The following is a 22,556-nucleotide window of genomic DNA, read 5'->3' on the forward strand; positions in this document are numbered from 1 at the left end:
CGTTGGCAGACCTGTGGCACTTGCCGCTGCTTTCGCCGGAATTTTTCTAACATCTGCAGCTTCTGCGCAGCTCTCTGTCGGTAGCTATCACTTACAAAGCTCGTCTCGCGTTTCGTTATACGAGTACGACTACACCTACACCGCGGATGTGGTAAACGATGCGGTTCAGAAGCAGGGCGTAACCGGCACAGTGACCAGCAACTCGCCCCAGACTGCTGTCACAAAATCGACGGTACAGTTCGGCAGTGTCCCGTCGGGAGCAACGGTTACCAGCGTTGACACATTTACGATTCGACAGGATCGTCGTGCTGCGTTTAGCCCGAGTAGTTTGCAGTGGAGCTTTCAGGGCCAGCCGGTGCTGGAGCCGGGCAAGATAGCCACAACACCGAATCCGCAGGTTGCTCTGTACACGGTCAATTTACCGACAGCCGGTAGCGTGGTGGTGAATTTCGGAACGGATACGTCCTACGGGCGGCAGACCTGGATTCAGTCCCGTTCTGACGCCGGGCCAATCGCAATGCAGGTTGCGGGCATGCTTGCGAACACCACCTATCATCTGCAGGCAGTGGCCACGCTTGCTGACGGCACCTCAATCGCGGACGCGGACCATACGTTTACCACGGGCGCGCCGGTGAATGTGCCGAAGATCACCGCCGCAGCGACTCCCGGCATGACTCCCCAGCCCGGCGTGGAACAACTCACCTTTGTAACGCTGCCCTTGCTTGGCGTGGCCGTAACCGACCTGCAGGGAAGGCCCATCTGGACTTACCAGTTCACGCCCAACAATATAGGTTCTGTGATTGAAGGTGCCAAGCTCATGCCGAACGGGCACTTCATCTTGAGCATTGGAGAAGGGAGTACCTTTCCGCTGCAACACAAGACCAACCCGGCCGGAGTAGTTGTAGCACTCCGGGAAGTCGACCTGGCCGGCAATACCGTCCAGGAGTTACCGATTGCCGAGTTGAACCGGCGAATGCACGGTGCCGGTTATAACCTGAACCTGCTTGAGCTTCACCACGAGGTCACGCCGCTTCCCAACGGCCATCTGCTCGTGCTGTCCAATACCATTCGCACCTTTACCGACCTTCCCGGCTATCCCGGCAAGCTGGACGTGATCGCGGACACGGTCGTGGATCTGGATAAGAACCTGAACCCGGTATGGGTTTGGGACGAGTTTGACCACCTGGATGTGAATCGTCACCCGTTCAGCTTTCCTGACCTGACGCACACCAATGCAATCACCTATTCACCCACGGACGGGAACATTTTCGTATCGATGCGCCACCAGAACTGGGTGGTGAAGGTGGATTACCGGAACGGTGCAGGAACGGGCGGCATCCTGTGGCGCCTGGGTTACCAGGGAGATTTGACGCTGCGGAATGGCCTCGATCCTGTCGATTGGCAGTACGCCCAGCACATGCCGACGCTGTTCACACCCCAGAGTGCCGGCGTTTTCTCGCTCGGGATGATGGACAACGGCGACGATCGTGTCTTTTCGCCTGGAGTCCAGTGCGATGTGCAGGGCAGCCCGGCGTGTCACTACAGCACGATTCCGGTATACGAGATCGACGAAGCTGCGAAGACCGCGACACTCGTTTTCCACCAGATTCTGCCAACAAACTTGTACAGCTACTTTGGAGGAAACGTCGATAAACTGGCGAACGGAAACGTCGAATATGACCTTTCCTCAACCAGTCCAACCACAGACTCCGATGTGTTCGAAGTCACACAGACAGATAACCCGCAAACGGTCTGGCACATGCACACCAGTGGAGCGAATGTGTACCGCGGCTTCCGCATACCCAGCCTGTACCCAGGCGTTCTGTGGAACTAACTACGTCCCTCTTGGCTGAAGGGCGCTCGCGTCTGCGAAGGGCGAGCGCGAATACCAGACACAAGGGCCGGGAGCATGCTTCCGGCCCTTGTGTCTTGCCTGCAACGTGCGGGTGCCGCCGGGTGCCGTCATTTCTGCAGGCGTGGACGTACTTTCTGCTGCGCACTTGCGTCCACTGAGCAGAGATCATGCTGAGACCCTGCCGATTGCTCCGGTGCTTTGCGTTCTGCCTCGGATGGGCAGGTATGGCTCCCGCTCAAAACACGGCGGATACGGTGTATCACCTGCACGGTTCGGTGGTGAACGGGGTGACGGGTCGGCCAATCGGGCGGGCGCTGGTCGTTTCCAGCGACCGTCGGCTGGCGACCATGACGAATGCGGAAGGGCAGTTCACGTTGGACGTGAGCGTGCCCGCCGCGCCGGCCGTTCAGGCAACTGGTTCAACTACGCCTGTCGTCATCACCGGCGCGAATATGCTGAGGGGCCTGTTGTCGGGCGGTATCAGCTTTAGCGCGCAGCGGCCCGGGTATTTGCCATCACGTCAGGGCACACTCATTGCGCTGGATGCGACAGCGAACACCGGCAACGTTGTGCTGCGCCTGTTGCCCGCCGCGTCGATCCGTGGCCAGATTACAGCGAACGGCGCGGAAAGCCTGCGTGGCCTGCGGGTGGAGCTGCTGCGCCGGTCCGTTCAGGATGGGCGGTTCCGGTGGCAGATGGCGGGTGTGCGCCCACTCAGTGCGGACGGGTCGTTTCTGATCACGGACCTGCAGCCGGGTGAGTACACGGTTGCCACGAGCGAATGGTCGCCTCAGATGTTTAACCTGACCGCCACGCCGACAGTTTCCGAACAGTACCCGCCCGACTTCCTGGGCGACACGCGCACTCTGGACGGCGCGACCAAACTCCACCTTGGGTACGGGCAGCCGGCGCGGGCGAACCTGCACCTGCACACCGCGCCATACTACTCGGTCACCATTCCGGTACAGGGATTGCCGCCGAACTCCCCGGTCAACGTGCGGGTCTCATCGGGTACTGGTTTTCAGCTGTACCAGCTTGGCTGGAATAACCGGAACGGCGCAGTGGAAGGTGCGCTGCCGGACGGCGACTATGTTGTGACCGTGAGCACGTTCGGTCAGCAGCATGCGGCCGCGCAGATTCCGCTGCATGTTGCGGGTGCCGCGATCCTGCATGCGCCGGCTGGGCTTACCCCGACGCAGGACATACCCGTCAGCGTTCGCGATGAGCGCACGCAAACAGGAAGCGGCGCGAGTGTCTACGCTGGCCCGGCGCAGGCGCAGAACAGCCCCGGCTTCTTCCTTTCCATCCGTCCCGAGGACACCGAAAGCGGCGGTGGCGGCATGATGCAGAACACCACGAACGGTCCGATGCTGCAGAACATGATGCCCGGCCGCTATTTTGTTCAGGGAAATGCCATGGGCCGGGGGTATATCGCCGCGATGACCTCTGACGGCGTGAACCTGATGACGCAGGCGCTGGTCGTCAACGATTCGGGTCACACCGCACCTGTCGAAGTCACCCTGCGCGATGACAGCGGCATTATCGCAGGCACGGTGGATTTCCGCAGCACCGGCCTGCAGGCGGCGCGTGTGCTGATTCTGCCGACGGACGGCTCCGGCCACGTGCTGTACTCCTACGTGACCAGCGCGGGCAAGTTCGAGCAGGGCAATGTGCCCCCAGGCAGCTATCGGGTCTTTGCCATGCCCGCGGACCAGACCGACACCTTGCCGTACCTGGACGCGCAAGCGATGCGGACCTATGACGCAAAGGGCGGAGCCGTTACTGTGACTGCGGGGCAGACCGCGCAGGTGCAGGCGGAACTTGTCGGTCTGGACGGAACGGGGGTGCAGCCGTGAGCCGGAAGCACGGCTCCGCTCGCGGCGATCACTGTGTCATGTTCCTGGCCGGCTTGTTGCTCTGCTTTGCTGGGGCGGCGGGAATGGCGCAGGTGTTGCCCGTTCCGCGGTCCGCCTCGACCGCGGACGTCACGCCGGGCCGATTGCCGGCTGCCGCAAGCGGCGTTCAGGCCGTGTCTGGACGGGTGGTGAGCGCGGCGGACGGTCACCCGATCGCCAACGCGACCGTCACGTTGAACGCGGAGCAGCGCAACGCGAGCAGTCGTCGTGGTGTTCCGCAACCCGGCCAGAGCCAGACCGCGCAGACGGATTCGGAGGGCCGATTCCGTCTGCCGCCGCAACCTGCGGGGCGCTATGCGTTACGGGCCAGCGCGGCGGGTTACCTTGGCACGTTGTACCTGGAGCACGAGGGTTTCAGCTCCGCCATTGTGATTGGCGCGGGCGTTCCGACTGACGATCTGCGCTTCACGCTGGTTGCGGAAGCATCGCTGCACGGCCGCGTGCTGGACGATACCGGCGAGCCTGTCCGTGCCACGATGATGCTGTTCCGCGACGGAGGCGATGATCCCGGGGCGCGCGGCGCAGAGGCCAACGCCTCGCCACGGTTTCGTCCCGCCGGCAGCATGCAAGCCGACGACGATGGCCGGTATGAGTTTCAGGAGCTGCAGCCTGGGCGGTATTACATTGCGGCAAATGCGACGCCCTGGTACGCCGTGCACGCGCGGCCACAGGCGAACGAAGACCGTATGCCGTACCGTACCTCCACCGATCCGGCGCTTGACGTCGCGTACCCCATTACTTTTTACCCGCACGCGACGGCTGAGGCCGGCGCGACGCCGATTGTGCTGAAGGCGGGTCAACGCGCCGCCGCCAACCTGCTGATGCAGGCGGAGCACGCGGTGACGCTTACGGTGCAGCTGCCTTCGGTGGACGCGGGTCCGCAGAGCGGGATCCAGCGATATCCTGTGCTCTTCCAAAAAGTGTTCGGGAACGACCAGGCCTCTGGCGCGCAAATGTCAGGCCGGGTGGGCGATGCACTCATCCTCTCTGGCATTGCGCCAGGACAATACGAGATGCGCTCCTTCGGGCGTGGCGGGAATCAGTTCGAAGGGATTCCGGTGAATCTTTCAACCGGCTCCGCGACTGTGGCGATGCAGGCCGGGTCGCCGAGTAACTCGGGCGATGTGCTTATGGCGCTTCGCACTTCAGGGGGCGCGGCGATCTCCGACGCCGTCGAGGTCGAGTTACAGCGCATCGGCTCATCGCGCAATGCGACACCGGTGTTTGGCAAAGCGGAGCAGGGAAGTGCACGCATTACCGGCGTGGAGGCGGGCGACTATCGCGTCCGGCTGCGTGGTGAAGGAACAACCTGGAACGTGAGCCGGCTGACAGTGAACGGCAAAGTTGTCACTTCCAAGGTGCTGCACGTTGACGGTAGCTCCGTCTCCGCTGAGGTCGTCTGCACGCAGTACTCGCCGGAGGTCGACGGCACGGTGCACGCTGCCGACGGCAAGCCGCACGCCGGATCGCTGGTCGTGCTTGTGCCCGCAGGCACCGACACGAACGAGGATCTGTTCCGCGCTGACCAGAGCGACCTGGACGGTGGCTTTCATTTTGCCGGCGTCTTGCCCGGCAACTACCTGCTGGTCGCGATTGACAATGACTGGAAGTTGAACTGGCACGACCCGGCTGCCCTGATGCCGTATCTGACGCACGCACTGCCGGTCACTGTCGCTGGGAGCGGTCCGCGCCAGGTCACGTTGCACGAAGCGGCCATCGCCCAGCAACGTTAGCCGCGCATCGTTTGAGGTGCATTGTGTATCGTGAATTCTGTCCTGCTCACCCATGCCGCCGCCGACGCTTGAAACTCGCTATGCCATGCTGACCGACGTGGGACGGGTGCGGGCTCGGAATGAGGACGCCTGCGGTGCCGACCCGGAGATTGGCTGCTACGTGGTTTGTGACGGGATGGGCGGCGCGGCAGGTGGAGAGATCGCCTCGCGGGAGACCGCAACCGCGTTCCTGGGGAAGACACGCGCGTTGCACTCAGCAGCCATGACGGCGGACGACCTTGACGCGGCGGTGCTTGCGGCCAACCGCGCCGTGTACGACATGGCGGTGCGCGACCACAGGCTGCGCGGCATGGGGACCACTCTGGTCGCGCTGCAGACGGTGCCGCAACGCGGCAGCATCTGGGTCGCGCATGTGGGCGATTCCCGTTGCTACCGCGTCCGCGATGGCGCCATCCAGCGGCTTACTGCCGATCATTCCGTGGTTGAGGAACAGGTGCGCAACGGCGAGATCACGGAAGCACAGGCGCGCCGGTCGCACCTGCGCAACGTGATCACCCGCGTCGTGGGTTCGCAAAAGCAAGTGGAGCCGGAGTCCGCCGAACACCCCTGCCGCGCCGGCGACCTGTTCCTGCTGTGCACGGACGGCCTGAACCGCGACCTGGCCGACCAGGACATCCTGAGCATCGTCGAACGGCACCGCCACGACCTGTTCCATGCGGCGCGCGTGCTGATCGATGCCGCCAATCTGCTTGGCGGTGGCGATAACATCACCGTGCTTCTGCTTGAGATCCTGCGCTGTGAGACACCGGTGCCCGAGAGCCACAATGGCGAGCGGGTCACGCGCATGACGTCCATTTTGCGTGCCCAGGCCGCTACGCAATCCGAATTTTGAATCGTGCTTGACGCTTTACTGGGCGGAAGCCCGGCGGTCGTCTCGCATCTGAATAGCCAAACGGGAGAACACTATGAGCGCATCCGCAGAGTTGTACTTTGATGATTTCTACCTTGGCCAGAAATTCAATTCCACTGAAGCCGTACGCGTGTCCGCCAAGGAGATCACTGAATTCGCGGAGAAGTACGACCCACAACCTTTCCACCTGGACGAGAACGCAGGCAAGAGCAGCTTCTTTAAGGGCCTGGCTGCAAGCGGCTGGCTGACCGCAGCCATCGTCATGCGGCTGCGGGTGGAAACCATCCGCGTTCATGGCGGCATGATCGGCGCCGGCGTTGAGGAGATTCGCTGGACCGAGCCGGTGCGGCCCAACGATCAGATTCGCACCGAAGCCGAGGTCATCGGCCTGCGCCGCAGCAAGAAGCGCCCGGAACTCGGCCTGGTGACCATTTTTACTTTGACCCTGAACCAGCGCGACGAAGTGGTGATGAAGAGCACCGTGAAGTTTCTGGCACCTTTGAGAGATCATGCCTGAGGAGCGGCGATTCATCGCGGGAGAAACATTCAACGAGACTTTCCGTACGATGCACGGTTGGTTGGTCTTCTCGGCGTTCGTAGAGATCTTGGGTGACGAACTCCATCTTCTGAACGTCGGTATTGAGCCACTTCACGAGCCGTATCTGAAAGTTGGATATGCAGCGGTTCTGGCGTTGCGTCGCCAGATCTACAGTTTTGCTCAAGCCGAAGGGTACGCTAAGATCGTGCTCAAAGCGTGGCGGCGCGGCGGTGCAAATCCGAGGCGTTTGCTTTCTATTCGAGGGAGGACAAGGTGACGGAAGCTCAATCTGAAATCCTGGAAACAGTGAATTCAGTACGGGATCGTGCCGCCTTCGACGCTCTACTCCGTATCACTCCCGATCTGGAGACGAGCGCCTCTTGTATGCGCAAGGCAGGCGACAGCGTAAGTGACATTATCTGGCACCTGCAGCGTTCTGGTGTGACCAAACCGGGGGTGAGAACAATCCTGGTCCGAGTTGGAATTGTCTCCTTCGCAGATGCGAAAGAAACGGTTCATCTCCACCCGGCCTTTGAGTACCGTCGCGAGGCTGACGAGCGATTTCAGGAGGAAGTCATTGAGGGCTGCGAGCAGATTGAAGAACTGGAGAAGCAAGCCGCCGCCTGACTCGCTTTCCACGTTACTGATTGGTAAACTACCTTCATGATGCGCATGACGGTGCTCGCCTCGGGGTCGAAGGGCAATAGCGCCGTCGTTGCGTCCTCGCGCACCCGCATCCTGGTGGACGCCGGTCTTTCCTGCCGGGAGCTGATGCGCCGGATGCATCAGGTCGGCGAGGACCCGGAAAAGCTGGATGCCATCCTGATTACCCACGAGCACGCCGACCACGTGAGCGGCCTGCCCGTTCTTGCCCGCCGGCTGGACATTCCGGTCTACTTTACCGAGCAGACCCACCGCGCCTGGGTGCGGCAGATGACGCCCCGCACCACGATCAGCTACAAACAGTGGATCGAGCAGCAGCGCCGTGAGAAGCAGGAGCGTCTGGAAGCGCAGGCGCTGGCTCACCAAATTGCAACCGCGCCCAACCGGAACGATGACGTTCCCGACGATCATTTTTTCCTAAGCGATGCTGTCCCCGCAGACGGCATTCCGGTCGACCCCGGCATCGAGCCGCTGGAGTCCAGCGCCGTTCACCGCCACACCGAATCGGCCCCGGCGTCTTCGCTGATGGCCGAGTCCGCCGCAGTTCCCGACGCCACCATCGAGCCCGCAATGGCCCTGGCTGCGGCTGCCGAGGAAGACCTTTGTGACGATACGAGTCGCACCCTGCGCGAGAGCATCCGCCAGAACCCGAGTTTTCTGCCGGCGGTCGAGTACTTCCAGGCCGGCCGTCACCTCGCGATTGGCGACATCGACATTACGCCGTTCACCATTCCGCACGACGCCGCCGATCCCTGCGGCTTTGTGTTCGCGGCGGAAGGTCTGCGCGTCGGCTTCGCGACGGACCTGGGCTACATGCCACCCAATGTAAAGCTGGCGTTGCGCAACTGCGATGTTCTTCTGATCGAGTCCAATCACGATATCGAGATGCTTCGCGACGGGCCGTATCCCTGGAGCGTCAAGCAGCGCGTGCTTTCCCGGGTGGGCCACCTGTCAAATGATGCCTGCGCCGAGTTCCTGCTGCGCGACTACGACGGCGGCGCCGCTTACGTGGTGCTTGCCCACCTTTCCGAGAGCAACAACCAGCCCGATCTGGCACGCCGTGCGGCAGAGACTGCTGTCGGCGACCGCCTGAGCCTGCTTGGAAATCGCATCCTACTTGCCCCACAGGCCGAACCCATGGCCAGCCTTTGCCTTTAGCAGCGGCGAGTGTCGTACGTTGGACAGAAGGCTCCTCGGCGCATCCTGCGCTGGCTTTGCGGAGTCAAAGTCTCTAAGATGAGTGACGTGACGATGAATTCGAGCACACCCCGGAACACGGGCAAGCCGGCGGGATTTCTGCAGGATGCCGCGGCACACAGTGCGGCTGCCGCGCTGCTGGGGGTACCCGAGGGCTGTAACGACCAGGTCGTCGGCACGACTCTGTCTGGTTGGCGATACGATTTGTCAGAGGTGTCGCCGGCGACGCGCACCGAATATGAGATACACCTGGCCGACTGCTATCACTGCCGCGCTCGTCAGCGCCTGCACCGCAGCATTGACGTGCTGCTGCTGGCCGTCTTCACACTCAGCTTCTTCGCGTTTCTGCTCGCAACCGCCATCATTCATCGCGCTCCCTGGGGCCAGACTGCGCTTGCGAGTTTGCACACCGGCCATCTTTCGTTTGCAGTGACCCTGCAGACGGTGGCGCTGGGCGGCCTGCTCTTCAGCCTCCTTATGTGGATTATGGTCGCCATCATGACGCCCGCCCCCATGCTGATTCACAACACGGTGCAGCAGCGGCGGCTTACCACGGGCCGTCAGCGGCTCTAGGCCGTAGAGACTGCTTTGCGACAAGCGCACGCGTGAATCCCATGGACCCTTCCGAGCCGGCCGCCAACACTGGTGTGACCGTGCCTGGCCGCGGCTACGGCGGTTTCGGTGCAGCAGCACCGGCGGAGCCCGTTTACCCGACCGGCGAAACCGTGGTGGCACCGCAGCAGCTGCCCGGGCGGACCGACGATAGCGTCACTCGCCCGGCATCACGCCGCGACCAGTTCTTTCGCGCACCCGCCACGTACGTGCTGCTTGCCGCCAACATCGGCGTCTTTCTCTGGATGGTCTTTCACGGCGTCAGCGCCCAGGCTCCGAACGAATACAGCCTGCTGCGCTATGGTGCGAATAATGCAGAGTTGGTCCTGGCCGGCCAGTGGTGGCGCATCCTCACGGCCATGTTCGTCCATGTCGGTCTCGTCCACCTGGCCACGAATATGTGGTGCCTGTGGAACCTGGGGCTGCTGGGGGAGCCGCTCCTGGGATTCTTTGGCATGATTTCGGTTTACCTGTTGACCGGTGCTGCGGGCAATTTGCTCTCTGTGGCGACCGACGTGCTGGCGCGCAACTACGGCATTGTGGGCGCGGGTGCCTCCGGCGCCGTGTTTGGTATTGCCGGTATCCTGATCGTCCTGTTGTCGAACCGGCGATTGGCTGAGCCGCGCAACGGCCGTGGCGGCATTCCGCTTCCAGAACTGCACGCTCTTCGCCGCTCGGTGATCAACTTCGCTGGGATTAACCTCTTGATCGGTCTTGGGTCCGCGTTTCAGAACTTTTTGCCCATCCACATTGACAATCGTGCCCACGTCGGCGGCTTTCTTTCCGGTTTGCTGCTGGGAGTGCCGCTGCTGTCCGCGATGACGCTCGGCCGCCGGCGGTACCTGAACCGCCAACGCCTGGTCTTTGGGGCTGCTGCCCTGGTTCTGGCCATGCTGGGCAAGTTCGTAAGCCGCCTCGGTTAGCCGTGGCTCGGCCAGAGTAGGGATGGAATGCAGCCTGTGCGTCGCCAGGTGTCGTCCTCGGGCACGCTCCGCAGGAACGACTCGGCAGTGACACATCGGCGCGGAGAAGGGACCTGCTTTTGCCGCTTTCCACGTCGCGGCCTTGGAAACCTTGAGAGAAAAGCTGAAGGCCCGCCAGATGGCGGGCCTTAGCTTTAGCCAGAAACACCTAGACGTTCTTGCCCTTCAGGATATCGAGGGCCTTGTTCAACTGCTCATCCACGATGACCGGCTGTTTTGCCTGTGGCAGCGCGGGCTTGCTCGCGTTCACGGTTTGCGAGGCGTTGCTGACCTGGCTGTCCGTTGCGTCCTCGTCCTCATCATCGCCGCCTGCCGCGGCCTGATCGCCCTGGTCTTGTGCCACCAGAACGTTGGGGGTCAGACCCTCGTCCTGCAGCTTCTTGCCGCTCGGGGTGTGATATTTCGCCACCGCAAGAATAACGGCCGAGCCATCCGGCATCTCGAACGTTTTCAGTTCGCTGCCTTCACCAAAGGTCTTCTCTCCGACCACATCCGCCCGCTTGGAGTCGAGCAGCGCACCGGCGGCCAGCTCCGCCGGACCGGCTGTGCCGCGGTTCACAATCGCGACCATCGGGGCCGAGCTGTTGACCGACTTGCCGGGTTCGGCGCTGAACGTCTGTTTCGCGAACTTCTGACCTTCCAGCGTGGCCAGCGTGCCGTTCTTGATGAACAGGTTCGCCAGATGCAGCGCGTCCGTGTCTGTTCCGGTCGATACATCTCGCAAATCCAGCAAAATCTTGCGCGTGCTGGTGCGGCTCATCGCCTTCAGCTTCTGTTCCACCTGCTGCACGTGCTCACTATCGATTGCGGCGGGCTTTAGGTACAGGATGCTGTTGCCCTCGTAGAATGTCTCGGACACCGGGATCGGCTGCAGGTTCGCGCGCGTCAGCTGCATCTTCTCCGGGCGTGAATGACGCGGACGGATCACGAAGATCGTCACCGACGTACCCGGCTCACCATCCAGTTTGTTCTGAATGCTGGCCACAGAAAGGTCGTGCGTGTTGATGTCGCCAATGGATTCGACCACGTCGCCATCGTTAAGCCCGGCCTTGTCCGCCGGCCCGCCGTTGACCGTGCTTACGACGACCGCATAGTAGCCGCGCTTCGCCACCGTGAGACCGATGGAGCCCTTGCCCGCCGTATTGGCCTTGTACGTCTTGTACTCGTCGGCCGGCATATAGCTGGAGCTGGAATCAAGCGTTTCCACCAAGCCACGCAGTGCGCCCGTGGTCACCACCGCCATCTTCGGCTCCTCCACGTAATCCGCCTGGATGTGCTGGAGAACTTCGCCATAGACCTGGATCTGGCGGTACGCGCCCTCTTTGTCTGACGCGGTCGCCGCGTGGACTCCACTGAAATTTGCTCCCAGAAAGACGGTGAGCAGAAGCACGGCAGAGATGGCGAGCAGGGAAATCTTCAGCGACTTGGGCACGGGTACGGCACCTCAGGCATTGGTGGCAAACAGCACTGCGGTTTAGACGCCGCATGCTTCCGGATAGCATACGCCCCCTGAGAAGCGGCGCTGCACCCCTGCGGACGTCGGTATCCGCGAGTGCCCCAACTTAAAGGGGGAGCAACACTTAACTCTAAGGTGCCGTGCCAGACGGCTCAGCGCCGTAGCAGGGCTGCCCACGGCGAACGTAGTAGTACAGATGCTGCTCGGTGGATGCGTCAAACCTTCGCAGAGCAGCAGCTTCTTCGGCGTCTGGCCGCAAGTTGGCCGTGCACAGTCTGTAGGCATCGACGAACAGCGAGGAATCCTCCAGCTCCTTGTCGCTCAGGAAGGGTGTTTCGCCCGAAGACGTAGGCATGCCCGCTGGCGGCCCAAGAATGATCACGTCTGGTCTCCGCCTCAGGACGCTTGCACCGTCAGCCTTCAGATGCCCGAGCTTCTGGAGCCAGGGTCCATCGATCGGAACCGGATGGCGCAGGGCGATCTCCCGGTCGTTGAGACCGAGCATGTCGATCTAGGTGAAGTCGTCCGCAAAGTACGGGGCTGCGCCGGCAGCGTTGAGTGCAATGACAGCACCGTGCGGGAAGGTCTTCTGCAGGTGCTCACCGACGATTCTTCCGGCCAGTGAGGTGATGTCCCCGTTGGGTTGATTCAGAATCGGCAGTTCTGAACTGCGAGGCGAAAAGAAACAGCAGACCCACTGCAATGGGGATCGCTGTTCTTGGCCGATCGAGCAAGCCAAGCGACGAGAGCCCCTGCACGATTGCCACGTAGATGATGGGAATGGTCGTGAGTAGGAAACGGAACCCAAACATGTAATCGCCGCCATTTGCCACGACGAAGAGAATCACTACACCGATCCAGCCGATCAGAAACAGCGATCGGGGGCGAAGCACGCGAAAAAAGGCCTGCGCGGCGGCGACTGCGACCAGTAGAGGCAGGGGGAAGGGTGTCGTCGCTGCGAAAAGGTGCAGGTAGTGTCTGCCGGACCCGATCAGGTACCAGCGCGGGATGCCATAGACCTTCGCGTAGTAGGTGTTCGGAAGGAGTTGGTGAAAGTAGGCCAGGCGAAACGCCTCATACGGCACCAACGCAAGCGCCAGAAAGGCAGCAAAGATCGCAACATCCCGCAGCCGTTCCTTGCGGTCGACCGGTCTGGTTAGGCACACCAGGGCAGCCGTGTACACCGCAGGAACTAAACCGTCCAATCGCGTCAGGCAGGCCAGGCCCCACAGAACGCTTCCCGCGATCAGATAGCGGCGCCCGCCTCCGTCGGCATAGCTGAGCATGGCTAGGGTAGCGCAGGTGCAAAGGGCGGCGAACGGGACGGCTTCAAGCCCGCCAAGGTCCCAAAACAGCATGGCGAAAGAGGTCGCAATGCTCGACGCTGCGATGGTCGCTCCGAGACTCCCAAAACGAGGTCTGGACCATCTCCAGACCCAGATCACAAGTACCAGATGAAAGGCAAAGGCAATCATCCGGGGTGCGGTGATTGCGCCAACCTTCAACTTCAACAGAAACGCTATCAGCAGGACGTGCAGCGGGCTTGTAAAGCCTTCTACAGCTGGGCCCGCCAGGTTCCAACGCGGACCAAATCCCTCAGCCAGATGCCGGGCGTAACGAAGCGTGATGAAGGCGTCATCGTAGAAATAAGAGTGTTCCTGGACGAGAAACAGAGCTGCGAGACACAGCGCTACAACGCCAACCAGAGCGGAAAGACGCTCGGACCAACTTTCAGTCATGGGTGCAGTAGTACCATGGGCCAGTGGCAGCCAGGTACCGGCCAAAAAAAACTCGATTTTGAAGAGTTGCTTTGGTGGCGGTGAGTGGAATCGAACCACTGACCTACGGGTTATGAGTCCGTCGCTCTAACCATCTGAGCTACACCGCCAGGGTGGAACTGCGGTGGCCCAAACCACGGCGCGGGGATGCGCCAGGCCGACTCGCTGCTCAGGTAGTCTACCGGAAGACCCAGCCGGAGCCAAACCCGATCGCCGCCTTGCCCGAAAGCACAACTTCCGACTTCCGTTCGCTTGGGCGCGTTGTCGCGGTGATCCCGGCGCGGCTCGCCTCCACGCGGCTGCCGCGTAAGGTGCTTCGGCCTCTGCTGGGCAAGCCCCTGCTGCAGTGGGTCGTCGAAGCGGCCCAGCGCTGCCCGCAGTTCAGCGAGGTCGTGATCGCCGTCGATTCGGATGAGGTTGCCGCGCTGTGTGAGCGTGAGCGCTGGCCGTACCAGCGAACCGATACGGCGCTGCCCAGCGGCACGGACCGCATGCACGCCATCGCGCAGAACGTAGACGCGGACATTTACGTGAATGTGCAGGGAGATGAGCCGCTTCTGGCGCCGGTCCACATCGACGCGCTGCTGCGGCCGTTCCTGCTTGGCGCTCATGTGGAGGTTGCGACCGTTAAGACCCCGTGCTCGCCTGAAAACGTCCACAATCCGAACGCGGTCAAGGTCGTGACCGCAAATGATGGGCGTGCGCTGTATTTTTCCCGGGCGGCGATTCCGTACGATCGCGACGGCGCGCAACCCGCGTACTGGAAGCACCTGGGCCTGTATGCCTACCGCCGCGAGGCATTGCTGCGATTCGCGCAACTGCGGCCCGGCACGCTTGAGCAGGCGGAACGTCTGGAGCAGTTGCGGCTTCTGGAAAATGGAGTGAGCCTTTACGTCGAACCCGTGCCGTTCGACACCGTCGGTGTTGATACCGAAGAAGACCTGCTGCGGGTTGAAGCGCTGCTGCGGGAGCGGGGCAGCGCTACATCCCTTCCTTGACGCCGCGGCGAATCAGCCAGCGGTTCATGGGGTAACTCGTCAGAAAGCCGAGCACCATCGCGACCTGCATCATCAGCCAGTACGCGGGCTGGAACGGCGTCAGGTGCGGTGCGGGGAACAAGACGAAGTAGGTGAGCGCCATCCACGCATACATGCCCACCTGGAAGCAGAGGATCGACAGGGTGTCGGCCTTGACGGCGGCGAGCACCGCGCCGCCTGCGCTCAGGTCGTGCCGCATGGGGCGGATTGCGAAATATTGGAAGACGATGCCGAGCGCCCATGCCGCGGCAAAATCGATCGCGTACTCCGCCCAGAGCATCGATCCGAAGAGCGTAATGCCTGCGGCGGCAATGCTGAACTCGCAGCAGACATCCGCGATCATGCAGCCTGCGCCGCAGTGGCTTGTCCCTTTGGCTATCTCTGTCCAGTCCGGGGCGGGATGGTCCTGGTTTTGCTTGTTCTGCTGCATGTCTTGCATGCCGCCCATCTGCATCGGTCTCTGCTCTGCTTTCGGTTTTGCACGACCAAAGCGAAGGTAGGCCCATACCGCAAACACGCTGAAGTAGAGTGCCGTGACCGGCCACACGATGTTCATGACGCCCATGCGCTGCGGACGGCGAAGCTCATCCATGGCGATGCCGAACGCGCAGGCGAAAGCGACCACGATTGAGATAAGTGCAAGGGTATGCAGCAAGTTGGCCTCTGCACTCGTTTGAACTGCCTTTGCCGCAAGGTGTTGCAAACGCAAACGCCTGCCGGCGACGGCAGGCGTGTTCTGTCGCGTCGGCGTCGCGCGACTAGCCCATGTACATGCCGCCGTTTACATCCAGCGTGTGCCCGGTGATGTAGCTCGCGTCGTCCGAGGCAAGGAAGCGCACGGCGGAAGCGATGTCGGAGTCGGCACCCGCGCGGCCCAGCGGTACGATGGTCAGCATTGCGTTCTTCTGGTCGTCGTTCAGCACCGCGGTCATTGCGGTTTCGATGTAGCCCGGGGCGACTGCATTGGCCGTGATGCCGCGGCTGGCGAACTCGCGTGCCAGCGACTTGGTCAACCCGATCATGCCGGCCTTGCTGGCGGCGTAGTTGGCCTGCCCGGCCTGACCGGTTTCGCCTACGACGGAGGTGACGTTGATGATGCGGCCCCAGCGCGCCTTCATCATGGGCTGCAGCACGGCTTGCGTCAGCAGAAAGGCGCCGGTCAGGTTGGTGTGCAGCACGTCGTTCCAGTCGGCGGTCTTCATGCGCAGCACCAGGCCGTCCTTCGTCATGCCGGCGTTGTTGACCAGGATGTGTACTGCGCCCAGCTTCGCGATGATGTCCTTTGCCACGGCTTTGATTGAATCTTCGCTCGACACGTCCAGGGCAAAGCTCTCGGCCTTACCGCCCGTCGCCTCAATCTCGCTTTTTACGTCGGCCAGCTTGGCCCCGTTGCGCGCGGCGAGTGCAACCGTGGCACCTGCCCTGGCGAGCTCGATCGCAACCGCGCGGCCAATGCCCTGCGATGCTCCCGTGACCAGCGCGACGCGCCCATCCAAACCTGCCATCTCTTCGTACCTGCCTTTCGGTGAACAGTATACGAACGCGCGCCTGGTCAGAGCTGGGTGAGCCCACAGAACGTGAATGGGCAAGGCCGGAGCCTTGCCCCTCCTTCGCAGTGACAGGAGCTAGCCGCGAGCCTTGCGGCCACCCACGGCTTCCACGGCCTTGGCTTCGCCATCCGAAGGAGCCTCCGGAATGGGAGCCGGAGCATTGGTACCGATTTTCATTTTTTCGCGCAGTTCCGCATTCATGCGCTCGAAGACTTCGCGATTGTTTTTTAGGAAGTTGCGGACGTTCTCGCGACCTTGACCGATGCGCTCGCCCTGATAGCTGTACCAGGCACCGCTCTTGTCCACGATATTCTGCAGCACTGCCAAGTCGAGTACGTCGCCTTCCTTGCTGATGCCTTCGCCGTACAGGATGTCGAACTCGGCCTCGCGGAACGGCGCAGCGACCTTGTTCTTTACGATTTTGGTCTTGGTGCGCGAGCCGACGACGACGTCGCCCTCTTTCACTGCGCCGATACGGCGGATGTCCACGCGTACGGACGAGTAGAACTTAAGCGCACGGCCGCCGGTTGTGGTTTCCGGGTTGCCGAACATGACGCCGATCTTTTCGCGGATCTGATTGATGAAGATCAGGCAGGTGCGCGACTTGGAGACGGTGCCGGTCAGCTTGCGGAGCGCCTGTGACATGAGGCGTGCCTGCAGGCCCACGTGCGAGTCACCCATTTCGCCGTCGAGTTCGGCCTTGGGTACAAGCGCAGCAACGGAGTCGACCACCAGCACGTCGATCGCGCCGGAGCGAACGAGTGCCTCGGTGATCTCAAGCGCCTGCTCGCCGTAGTCCGGCTGGGAGATGAGCAGGTTGTCCGTGTCGACGCCGAGTTTGCGCGCATAGACAGGATCGAGCGCGTGCTCGGCGTCCACAAAGGCGCAGATACCGCCCAGCTTTTGCGCTTCTGCGACGATTTGTAGCGTGATCGTCGTCTTACCGGAGGACTCTGGACCGTAGATCTCGACCACGCGTCCGCGTGGCACGCCGCCCACGCCCAGAGCCGCGTCGAAGCTGATGGATCCGGTGGAGATGACGGAGATGGGAACGATGGCGTCCTTCGCCCCCAGCTTCATGATGGAACCTTTGCCAAACTGCTTTTCAATGCCGGCCAGTGCCAGCTCTATGGCTCTGCCGCGATCGTCTGCCATGCCGTTACAAACCTCGCAATCCTGTCAGAATCGTAGCACCTGCGCGGGAGGAAAAGCAAAGAAAAGGCGAATGTGAGGCCACCCGTTCGTGGGGGAAGGGCTGCCACAAAGGTGCTATCGCTGCAGCAAGTCTACGGTTTCGTGCGGGTCGCGCGTGCGGAAATGCTGCGCCAGGCCAGGGTACTGCCGCTGGACCGCTTGAAACATCTGCCAGGCGACATTGCGATAGCTCCAATGCCCGGCAGGCGTTGAGCGCAACTCGCTCATGTACACGGCCTGGGCAAAGTCCATGGTGAAGAGGGAACGGCACCGCGTCGCCAGCGGAAGAACGTAGGCGGCATCCGGGGGAACGGGGCGGTTCGTCTGCCCTGGTGCGCCTCTGGCATCGAGCGTAGGTGGCGGTTCCAACGGCTTGCCCCAGCTCATTTGCAGAGCACCGTTGGCCTGGAACTGCGGCACCGGTACGCCAGCGTTGGAGTGCGCGCGCAGCTTTGGATCCGATGTCGCGTCAAGTGCCTGCGCGATTGTGCCAAAGGGGCTACCGCCGAGAGCGCCATAGCCTTCGTCGGCGCGCGCGATCGCCTCCGCGAAGATGCCAGCGACTGAGGAAGTGCTGACTGCGGGCTGGCCGGGAAAGTCGGGCGTGTCATACCCATGCGCGGCGGTGTAGTCCTGCAGCAACTGTGTGCAGCGCCGGTGCCGGTGCATGTCGCGAAAGCCGCCCACATCCATCAGGATGTCGAAGCGCAGGCCGTTGGCTGCGGCGTAGGCGCGCGGCAGATCGTCGTGCTTGCCGCGGTGCGCCGTGCCCAGGGCAACCAGCTCCAGGATGCGGGCTTCCGGCAGGGCGCAGACGACCTCGCGCAATTGCGCATAGCGGAAGTGCGTGTGTGGATACAGCAGCGACGTGGCGAGATCGATTTCCAGCGACAGCCGTTCGCCCGGAGGCGTGGCGATCAGCTCGACGTTGGGCAAGTCCGCGGGCATCGACTGGATGGGAGCGTTGCCCATCAGATCGCGTGCCGCCTCAGTCAGCGCCGCTTTGCTTTGCGCGGCAAAGTAACTCGGTGCCGTGTACTTGACCAGCGTGGGCGCGACCTTTACCTGGCGCGCGTCGCCGGAGGGGTCCCATGCCACACCGCTTGCCGCGTCGCGTAACCGCTCGCCTAGATCACGCACCTCGCCGTAGTCACTGCCCAGCAGCCGCGCGATCTGCTGCTCCAGCGTGCGCGCGTTGGTGATCTGGCCCAGCGAGGTATTTGTCGCCAGCGGGAGCAGGTAGCGCGCCATGTCAAAGGCACGCGCGCGTAGGGTGCGGGTATAGGCCGCCTCGTCCATGGTGGCGGGCCTGGGCGTGTGCTGCTTCAACTCGTCCAGCATGCCCGCACCCATGGCCTGGTAGCTGTCGAACAGGTGCGCGATGGTCTCGGCATAGAGCGCACGCTGTGATTCGTCCGCGAATGGGGGCGTGTAGTAGCCGGACTTACGAAAATCCTGATAGCGCGTGGAGCGCTCCTGGCCATCCCAGCGCGGCTCATCGACGAGTGCGATGGCGGCCAGAAGGCTGAGCCGTTCCACGGCAAAGGCGACGTGCGCCAGGTCCGCGATGGAGCGGTGCCCATATTGAAAGTAAAAGGTGTTCAGGAATTGCTCGGCGCGCTGCGCACTGATTTCCTTGAGCGATTCGCGCAGGGTGAGCGCGCTGCGCGAGTACTTGGCCATGGCGTAGGCCAGTACCTCCGGGTCGGCGCCGTGAATGGCGTAGACCTCGGTCGCGGCAGGCTGGGCAGTCGCGGCGGTGCTCCCGGCGGGTGGGGCGTCGGGCAAACTGTCGGGCATGCACCCAAGCATAGCGCGTAGACTCATTCGGCATGAGAGCTTTTTCCACGGTTTTCGCCGCCGTCGCGCTTGCCGCGGCCCTTGTCTGCCCGGCCGTTCACGCGCAGGGTAATCCGGCCACGCCCGCCGGGCAGAAACAAGGGTGGCAGCCGCTGTTCAACGGTACCGACCTGAAGGGGTGGCATGTGGCGGCGACCGGCGCGCCCGTGAGCGGCCTGCAGATTCAGGACGGTGTGCTGACGCTGCAGAAGAGCCCGCATCATCAGGGCGACATCGTGTCTGACCGCACGTTCAGTGATTTCGAGCTGATGGTCGACTTTAATATCGAGCCGGGCGGCAATAGCGGCGTGAAGTACTTTGTAAACGATCAGGTCAATGCCGCGGCGCACGACCACCAGCTCGGGTTTGAGTACCAGATCCTAGACGACGACAAGCATCCCGACGCGAAGCTGGGCCACAATGGCAATCGCAAAACCGCGTCGCTGTATGACATTCTGCCGTCGCACACGGCGGGCGCGTATCGGGGTCCCGGCGTTTGGAATACCGCGCGCATCGTGGTGCGGGGCAACCACGGCGAGCACTGGTTGAATGGCGTCAAGGTGCTGGAGTATGACCGGAACTCGCCCGAGTTCAAGGCGGCTTTTGCGCAGAGTAAGTTCACGCATTTCGCCGGTTTCGCGGATGCGGGCAGCGGGCGCATTCTGCTGCAAGATCACGGTGACACGGTGCATTTTCGCAACATCAAGGTTCGCGAGCTACCGGTGCAATGAACTCGTCCTTTGTGGCGGGTTGGAGTGATACTTCAGCCCTGGCCCGTTTCTGTGCATCTGTACAGGCGTGATTGACTTCGCTAACAACGACCATCGGCCGTGGCCCATGCCGCAGCGTCCCTGGCGGTTGCGCCAACGCTGGTCGCGGCTGTTGTTCGCGCATTGGCCGATGCCGGCGGATGCAGTGCAGCAGCAACTGCCTCGCGGGCTGCGCGTGGACACTTTTGACGGATGGGCCTGGCTCGGTGTTGTTCCGTTTCTGATGGATCAGGTGCGGTTCCGCACCGTCGGTCAGCACTCGGCCGGCGTGCCGAGCGCGCGCGCCTTTCCGGAACTAAATTTGCGCACCTATGTGGTTGCGCCGGACGGCCGGGCCGGCGTGTACTTCTTTTCATTGGACGCAGGGTCGCTGCTGGCCGTGCTCGGCGCGCGGGTTGCGTTTGGTCTGCCGTACTTCTGGGCGCGGATGCGCTTTGAGCAGCAGGGAAGCACGGTGCGCTACACCTCGCACCGGCGCATCGGGCGCGCTGCCGATTTTGTTGCAAGCTATCGCTCGCTCGGCAGGCCGAGTGAGCAGGATGATCTGCGCCGCTTTTTGACGGAGCGCTATGCCTTCTTCACGCGCTATCTTGGCGCGGTGCAGGCGGGCGAGATTCACCACGGCCCCTGGCCGCTGGAAAACGCAGAGGCAGAGTTCGAGCAGAATGGCCTGCCCGGCGCCTTCGGCTTCACGCTTCCGGAGCGCCCACCCGTGCTGCACTATGCGCCCGAGGTGCACATGCAGGCATGGACAATTCGGCCGGTGCGACCGCGCCCGCCGGTCAGCCCTGCACCATGACTGCCGTACACTCGGTGTGTCTTCCGCACTTTCGCCCTTTGAGGTTTGCCGCATGCGCGCCGGTCGTGTCGTTCTTCTTGCTTCTTCGCTGATGCTGGCCGCGGTTGCCGGCGCGCAACAGACCACAGTGCCTGCCGCCGCGCAGGCTGAAGCGAACAGCATCGACCCGGAGCGCCTGCGCGCCCATGTGAAGCTGCTGAGCAGCGACGCTTACGAAGGACGCGGCCCCGGCCAGCCCGGCGGCGAGAAGACGACCGCGTACCTGGTCGAGCAGTTCAAGCGATACGGCGTGCAGCCCGCGGGCGACCACGGCACGTTTGTGCAGGCTGTGCCGCTGGTCGGCGTGATGCCGGTTGCGGCGGAGACGCACTTTCGCTTTGTACCGCAAAGTGGATCGAAGATGACGGAGCCGGTGATCCTTTCCTTTGGCTCGGATTTTGTCGTAAATAACCAGACCCACACAGCCACTGCCGACATCGACGCGCCCATCGTGTTTGTCGGCCACGGGATCGTTGCACCCGAATACGGCTGGGACGACTACGCGGGTGCGGATGTGCGCGGCAAGGTTGTGCTGATCGTGGTGAACGAGCCGCCCTCGACCGATGCGAAATTTTTCCAGAGCGAGGCGCTGACGTATTACGGCCGCTGGACCTACAAGTTCGAAGAGGCAGGCCGCCACGGCGCAGTGGGAGCGCTGATCATTCATCGGACCGACCTGGCCAGCTATGGCTGGCAGGTAGTGCAGAACTCATGGTCGGGGGAGCACAGCTACCTGCGCGGAGATCCGAATGCTCGCCTTGAAGCCGCGAGCTGGATTCAGCACTCGGTGGCGGACAAGCTACTGGCCAGTGTTGGGATGACCGCCGACGAGGCAATCGCGGCGAGCGACCGGCGTGGCTTTAAGGCGATTGCGCTGCCGGTGAAGTTGCAGGCGCACGTGGTCAGCAAGGTGCGCGAGTACGACTCGGCCAATGTGGTCGGCAAGGTTGCCGGCGCGGCGCCCGGCGGCGCAGTCCTTTATACCGGTCACTGGGACCATTTCGGAATCGATCGTGCGCGGCAGGGCGATCCGGTGTTCCACGGGGCGAATGACAACGGTACGGGTACGGCGATTGTGCTGGAATTGGCGCGCGCCTTTGCTGAGAAGAAAGCCGTGCCACCGCACGATGTGTACTTTGCTGCGGTTACGGCAGAGGAGCAGGGACTGCTTGGATCGCAATACTTAGGCATGCATCCGCCCACGCCGGCGCGGGACATGCAGCTTGACCTGAATTATGACGCGCTTTTGCCCGTAGGAGACGTGCGCAGCGCGACCGTGCACGGTGCCGAGCGAACGACCGTGTACCCGCTGGTGCAGGCGTTGGCAGCGAAGGAAGGACTCACGCTGCAACCCGACCAGTTTCCGACCGCGGGCCACTACTATCGGTCGGATCACTTTTCGCTGGCCCGCGTAGGCGTTCCCGCCTTTTCCGTGGGCGAGGGCACGTTGTTTCGCGATCACGACGACGCCTGGGGCAAGCAGCAGGAGGAGCAGTACACGGCCGAGCGCTACCACCAGCCTGCCGACAGATATGAGGACTCGATGGACTTCCGCGGAGACGCGCGTATGGCGCGTTTCGGCTTCGAACTGGGTTGGCTCGCAATGCAACAACGCGGCACCACAGCGTGGCAGCCGGGTGACGAGTTTGAAGCGGCGCGCAAGCGCAGCGAAGGAACGAGATAGCGT

The 22,556-nt window shown here is 62.5% G+C and carries 22 protein-coding genes and 1 tRNA gene; 15 read left to right on the top strand and 8 right to left on the bottom strand.

Going from position 1 to position 22,556, the window contains the following annotated elements; translation table 11 throughout:
* Positions 1-13 precede the first annotated feature (13 nt).
* From ACOFKT_RS02240 to ACOFKT_RS02285, 10 genes are all read left to right on the top strand, one after another.
* Positions 14-1,834, top strand: a complete 1,821-nt coding sequence (locus ACOFKT_RS02240) for an aryl-sulfate sulfotransferase (protein WP_419805811.1) — start codon at positions 14-16, stop codon at positions 1,832-1,834.
* Positions 1,835-2,079: 245 nt separating this feature from the next.
* Entirely contained in the window at positions 2,080-3,711 is a 1,632-nt protein-coding gene (locus ACOFKT_RS02245; RefSeq protein WP_419805812.1) for a hypothetical protein, read from the top strand.
* Positions 3,708-5,504: a carboxypeptidase regulatory-like domain-containing protein gene (locus tag ACOFKT_RS02250; RefSeq protein WP_419805813.1), complete on the top strand. Its 1,797-nt coding sequence runs from the start codon at positions 3,708-3,710 to the stop codon at positions 5,502-5,504. Before ACOFKT_RS02245 ends, ACOFKT_RS02250 begins: the two co-directional genes overlap by 4 nt.
* A gap of 52 nt (positions 5,505-5,556) precedes the next feature.
* On the top strand, positions 5,557-6,396 hold the full coding sequence (locus ACOFKT_RS02255) for a PP2C family protein-serine/threonine phosphatase (protein ID WP_419805814.1): 840 nt from the start codon (positions 5,557-5,559) through the stop codon (positions 6,394-6,396).
* Positions 6,397-6,469: 73 nt separating this feature from the next.
* Positions 6,470-6,931, top strand: coding sequence for a MaoC family dehydratase (locus ACOFKT_RS02260; RefSeq protein WP_419805815.1), 462 nt, complete (start codon positions 6,470-6,472; stop codon positions 6,929-6,931).
* Positions 6,924-7,229 carry a hypothetical protein gene (locus tag ACOFKT_RS02265; RefSeq protein WP_419805816.1) on the top strand — a complete coding sequence of 102 codons (306 nt, stop codon included), beginning with the start codon at positions 6,924-6,926 and terminating at the stop codon, positions 7,227-7,229. Before ACOFKT_RS02260 ends, ACOFKT_RS02265 begins: the two co-directional genes overlap by 8 nt.
* Positions 7,226-7,579: a hypothetical protein gene (locus tag ACOFKT_RS02270; protein ID WP_419805817.1), complete on the top strand. Its 354-nt coding sequence runs from the start codon at positions 7,226-7,228 to the stop codon at positions 7,577-7,579. The genes ACOFKT_RS02265 and ACOFKT_RS02270 overlap by 4 nt, the downstream gene beginning before the upstream one ends.
* Positions 7,580-7,615: 36 nt before the next feature.
* The gene (locus ACOFKT_RS02275; protein ID WP_419805818.1) at positions 7,616-8,773 is read left to right on the top strand and encodes an MBL fold metallo-hydrolase; all 1,158 of its coding nucleotides are present in this window, start codon (positions 7,616-7,618) and stop codon (positions 8,771-8,773) included.
* Positions 8,774-8,866: 93 nt separating this feature from the next.
* A complete protein-coding gene (locus ACOFKT_RS02280; RefSeq protein WP_419807083.1) occupies positions 8,867-9,385 on the top strand; it encodes a hypothetical protein in 519 nt (172 codons plus the stop codon).
* Between the two features lie 41 nt (positions 9,386-9,426).
* The gene (locus ACOFKT_RS02285; RefSeq protein ID WP_419805819.1) at positions 9,427-10,347 is read left to right on the top strand and encodes a rhomboid family intramembrane serine protease; all 921 of its coding nucleotides are present in this window, start codon (positions 9,427-9,429) and stop codon (positions 10,345-10,347) included.
* Between the two features lie 208 nt (positions 10,348-10,555).
* Here the strand turns inward: ACOFKT_RS02285 and ACOFKT_RS02290 are convergent, their stop codons facing one another.
* Complete coding sequence (locus tag ACOFKT_RS02290; RefSeq protein WP_419805820.1) at positions 10,556-11,839, bottom strand: S41 family peptidase; 1,284 nt, start codon at positions 11,837-11,839, stop codon at positions 10,556-10,558.
* A gap of 154 nt (positions 11,840-11,993) precedes the next feature.
* Positions 11,994-12,245 (bottom strand): hypothetical protein, encoded by a 252-nt coding sequence (locus tag ACOFKT_RS02295; RefSeq protein ID WP_419805821.1) that lies wholly within the window; start codon positions 12,243-12,245, stop codon positions 11,994-11,996.
* A gap of 42 nt (positions 12,246-12,287) precedes the next feature.
* Here ACOFKT_RS02295 and ACOFKT_RS02300 point away from each other — a divergent pair, with 42 nt between their 5' ends.
* A complete protein-coding gene (locus ACOFKT_RS02300) occupies positions 12,288-12,488 on the top strand; it encodes a hypothetical protein (RefSeq protein ID WP_419805822.1) in 201 nt (66 codons plus the stop codon).
* On the opposite strand, the gene ACOFKT_RS02305 is transcribed toward ACOFKT_RS02300, so the two are convergent.
* Positions 12,463-13,647: a glycosyltransferase family 39 protein gene (locus ACOFKT_RS02305; protein WP_419805823.1), complete on the bottom strand. Its 1,185-nt coding sequence runs from the start codon at positions 13,645-13,647 to the stop codon at positions 12,463-12,465. The two genes, ACOFKT_RS02300 and ACOFKT_RS02305, sit on opposite strands and share 26 nt — an antisense overlap.
* Before the next feature lie 27 nt (positions 13,648-13,674).
* Positions 13,675-13,751: transfer RNA gene (locus ACOFKT_RS02310), tRNA-Met, on the bottom strand.
* A gap of 108 nt (positions 13,752-13,859) precedes the next feature.
* Here ACOFKT_RS02310 and kdsB point away from each other — a divergent pair.
* Complete coding sequence (gene kdsB, locus ACOFKT_RS02315) at positions 13,860-14,639, top strand: 3-deoxy-manno-octulosonate cytidylyltransferase (protein WP_419805824.1); 780 nt, start codon at positions 13,860-13,862, stop codon at positions 14,637-14,639.
* Here kdsB and ACOFKT_RS02320 read toward each other — a convergent pair.
* The 4 genes from ACOFKT_RS02320 to ACOFKT_RS02335 form a co-directional block, all read right to left on the bottom strand.
* On the bottom strand, positions 14,623-15,333 hold the full coding sequence (locus ACOFKT_RS02320; protein ID WP_419805825.1) for a DUF4396 domain-containing protein: 711 nt from the start codon (positions 15,331-15,333) through the stop codon (positions 14,623-14,625). The genes kdsB and ACOFKT_RS02320 overlap by 17 nt on opposite strands.
* 103 nt (positions 15,334-15,436) lie before the next feature.
* Entirely contained in the window at positions 15,437-16,183 is a 747-nt protein-coding gene (fabG, locus tag ACOFKT_RS02325) for a 3-oxoacyl-[acyl-carrier-protein] reductase (RefSeq protein WP_419805826.1), read from the bottom strand.
* A 120-nt stretch (positions 16,184-16,303) separates the two neighbouring features.
* Positions 16,304-17,383, bottom strand: coding sequence for a recombinase RecA (gene recA, locus ACOFKT_RS02330; RefSeq protein WP_419805827.1), 1,080 nt, complete (start codon positions 17,381-17,383; stop codon positions 16,304-16,306).
* Between the two features lie 114 nt (positions 17,384-17,497).
* Positions 17,498-19,222, bottom strand: coding sequence for an FAD-dependent thymidylate synthase (locus ACOFKT_RS02335; RefSeq protein ID WP_419805828.1), 1,725 nt, complete (start codon positions 19,220-19,222; stop codon positions 17,498-17,500).
* Between the two features lie 32 nt (positions 19,223-19,254).
* Here ACOFKT_RS02335 and ACOFKT_RS02340 point away from each other — a divergent pair, with 32 nt between their 5' ends.
* From ACOFKT_RS02340 to ACOFKT_RS02350, 3 genes are all read left to right on the top strand, one after another.
* Positions 19,255-19,992: a 3-keto-disaccharide hydrolase gene (locus ACOFKT_RS02340; RefSeq protein WP_419805829.1), complete on the top strand. Its 738-nt coding sequence runs from the start codon at positions 19,255-19,257 to the stop codon at positions 19,990-19,992.
* 67 nt (positions 19,993-20,059) lie between these two features.
* The gene (locus ACOFKT_RS02345) at positions 20,060-20,830 is read left to right on the top strand and encodes a YqjF family protein (RefSeq protein ID WP_419805830.1); all 771 of its coding nucleotides are present in this window, start codon (positions 20,060-20,062) and stop codon (positions 20,828-20,830) included.
* A gap of 52 nt (positions 20,831-20,882) precedes the next feature.
* Positions 20,883-22,553: a M28 family peptidase gene (locus ACOFKT_RS02350; RefSeq protein ID WP_419805831.1), complete on the top strand. Its 1,671-nt coding sequence runs from the start codon at positions 20,883-20,885 to the stop codon at positions 22,551-22,553.
* Positions 22,554-22,556 lie beyond the last annotated feature (3 nt).

The sequence above is a fragment of the Terriglobus sp. genome (assembly GCF_965201105.1).
Lineage (GTDB): Bacteria > Acidobacteriota > Terriglobia > Terriglobales > Acidobacteriaceae > Terriglobus.

What these genes read in the sequence shown, in the direction of transcription:
- ACOFKT_RS02280 (WP_419807083.1), top strand. Translation starts at nt 8,867, where the DNA reads ATGAATTCGAGCACACCCCGGAACACGGGCAAGCCGGCGGGATTTCTG.
- ACOFKT_RS02285 (WP_419805819.1), top strand. Translation starts at nt 9,427, where the DNA reads ATGGACCCTTCCGAGCCGGCCGCCAACACTGGTGTGACCGTGCCTGGC.
- recA (WP_419805827.1), bottom strand. Translation starts at nt 17,383, where the DNA reads ATGGCAGACGATCGCGGCAGAGCCATAGAGCTGGCACTGGCCGGCATT.
- ACOFKT_RS02255 (WP_419805814.1), top strand. Translation starts at nt 5,557, where the DNA reads ATGCCGCCGCCGACGCTTGAAACTCGCTATGCCATGCTGACCGACGTG.
- ACOFKT_RS02350 (WP_419805831.1), top strand. Translation starts at nt 20,883, where the DNA reads ATGCGCGCCGGTCGTGTCGTTCTTCTTGCTTCTTCGCTGATGCTGGCC.
- fabG (WP_419805826.1), bottom strand. Translation starts at nt 16,183, where the DNA reads ATGGCAGGTTTGGATGGGCGCGTCGCGCTGGTCACGGGAGCATCGCAG.
- ACOFKT_RS02275 (WP_419805818.1), top strand. Translation starts at nt 7,616, where the DNA reads ATGATGCGCATGACGGTGCTCGCCTCGGGGTCGAAGGGCAATAGCGCC.
- ACOFKT_RS02340 (WP_419805829.1), top strand. Translation starts at nt 19,255, where the DNA reads ATGAGAGCTTTTTCCACGGTTTTCGCCGCCGTCGCGCTTGCCGCGGCC.
- ACOFKT_RS02245 (WP_419805812.1), top strand. Translation starts at nt 2,080, where the DNA reads ATGGCTCCCGCTCAAAACACGGCGGATACGGTGTATCACCTGCACGGT.
- ACOFKT_RS02335 (WP_419805828.1), bottom strand. Translation starts at nt 19,222, where the DNA reads ATGCCCGACAGTTTGCCCGACGCCCCACCCGCCGGGAGCACCGCCGCG.
- ACOFKT_RS02260 (WP_419805815.1), top strand. Translation starts at nt 6,470, where the DNA reads ATGAGCGCATCCGCAGAGTTGTACTTTGATGATTTCTACCTTGGCCAG.
- ACOFKT_RS02300 (WP_419805822.1), top strand. Translation starts at nt 12,288, where the DNA reads ATGCCCGAGCTTCTGGAGCCAGGGTCCATCGATCGGAACCGGATGGCG.
- ACOFKT_RS02265 (WP_419805816.1), top strand. Translation starts at nt 6,924, where the DNA reads ATGCCTGAGGAGCGGCGATTCATCGCGGGAGAAACATTCAACGAGACT.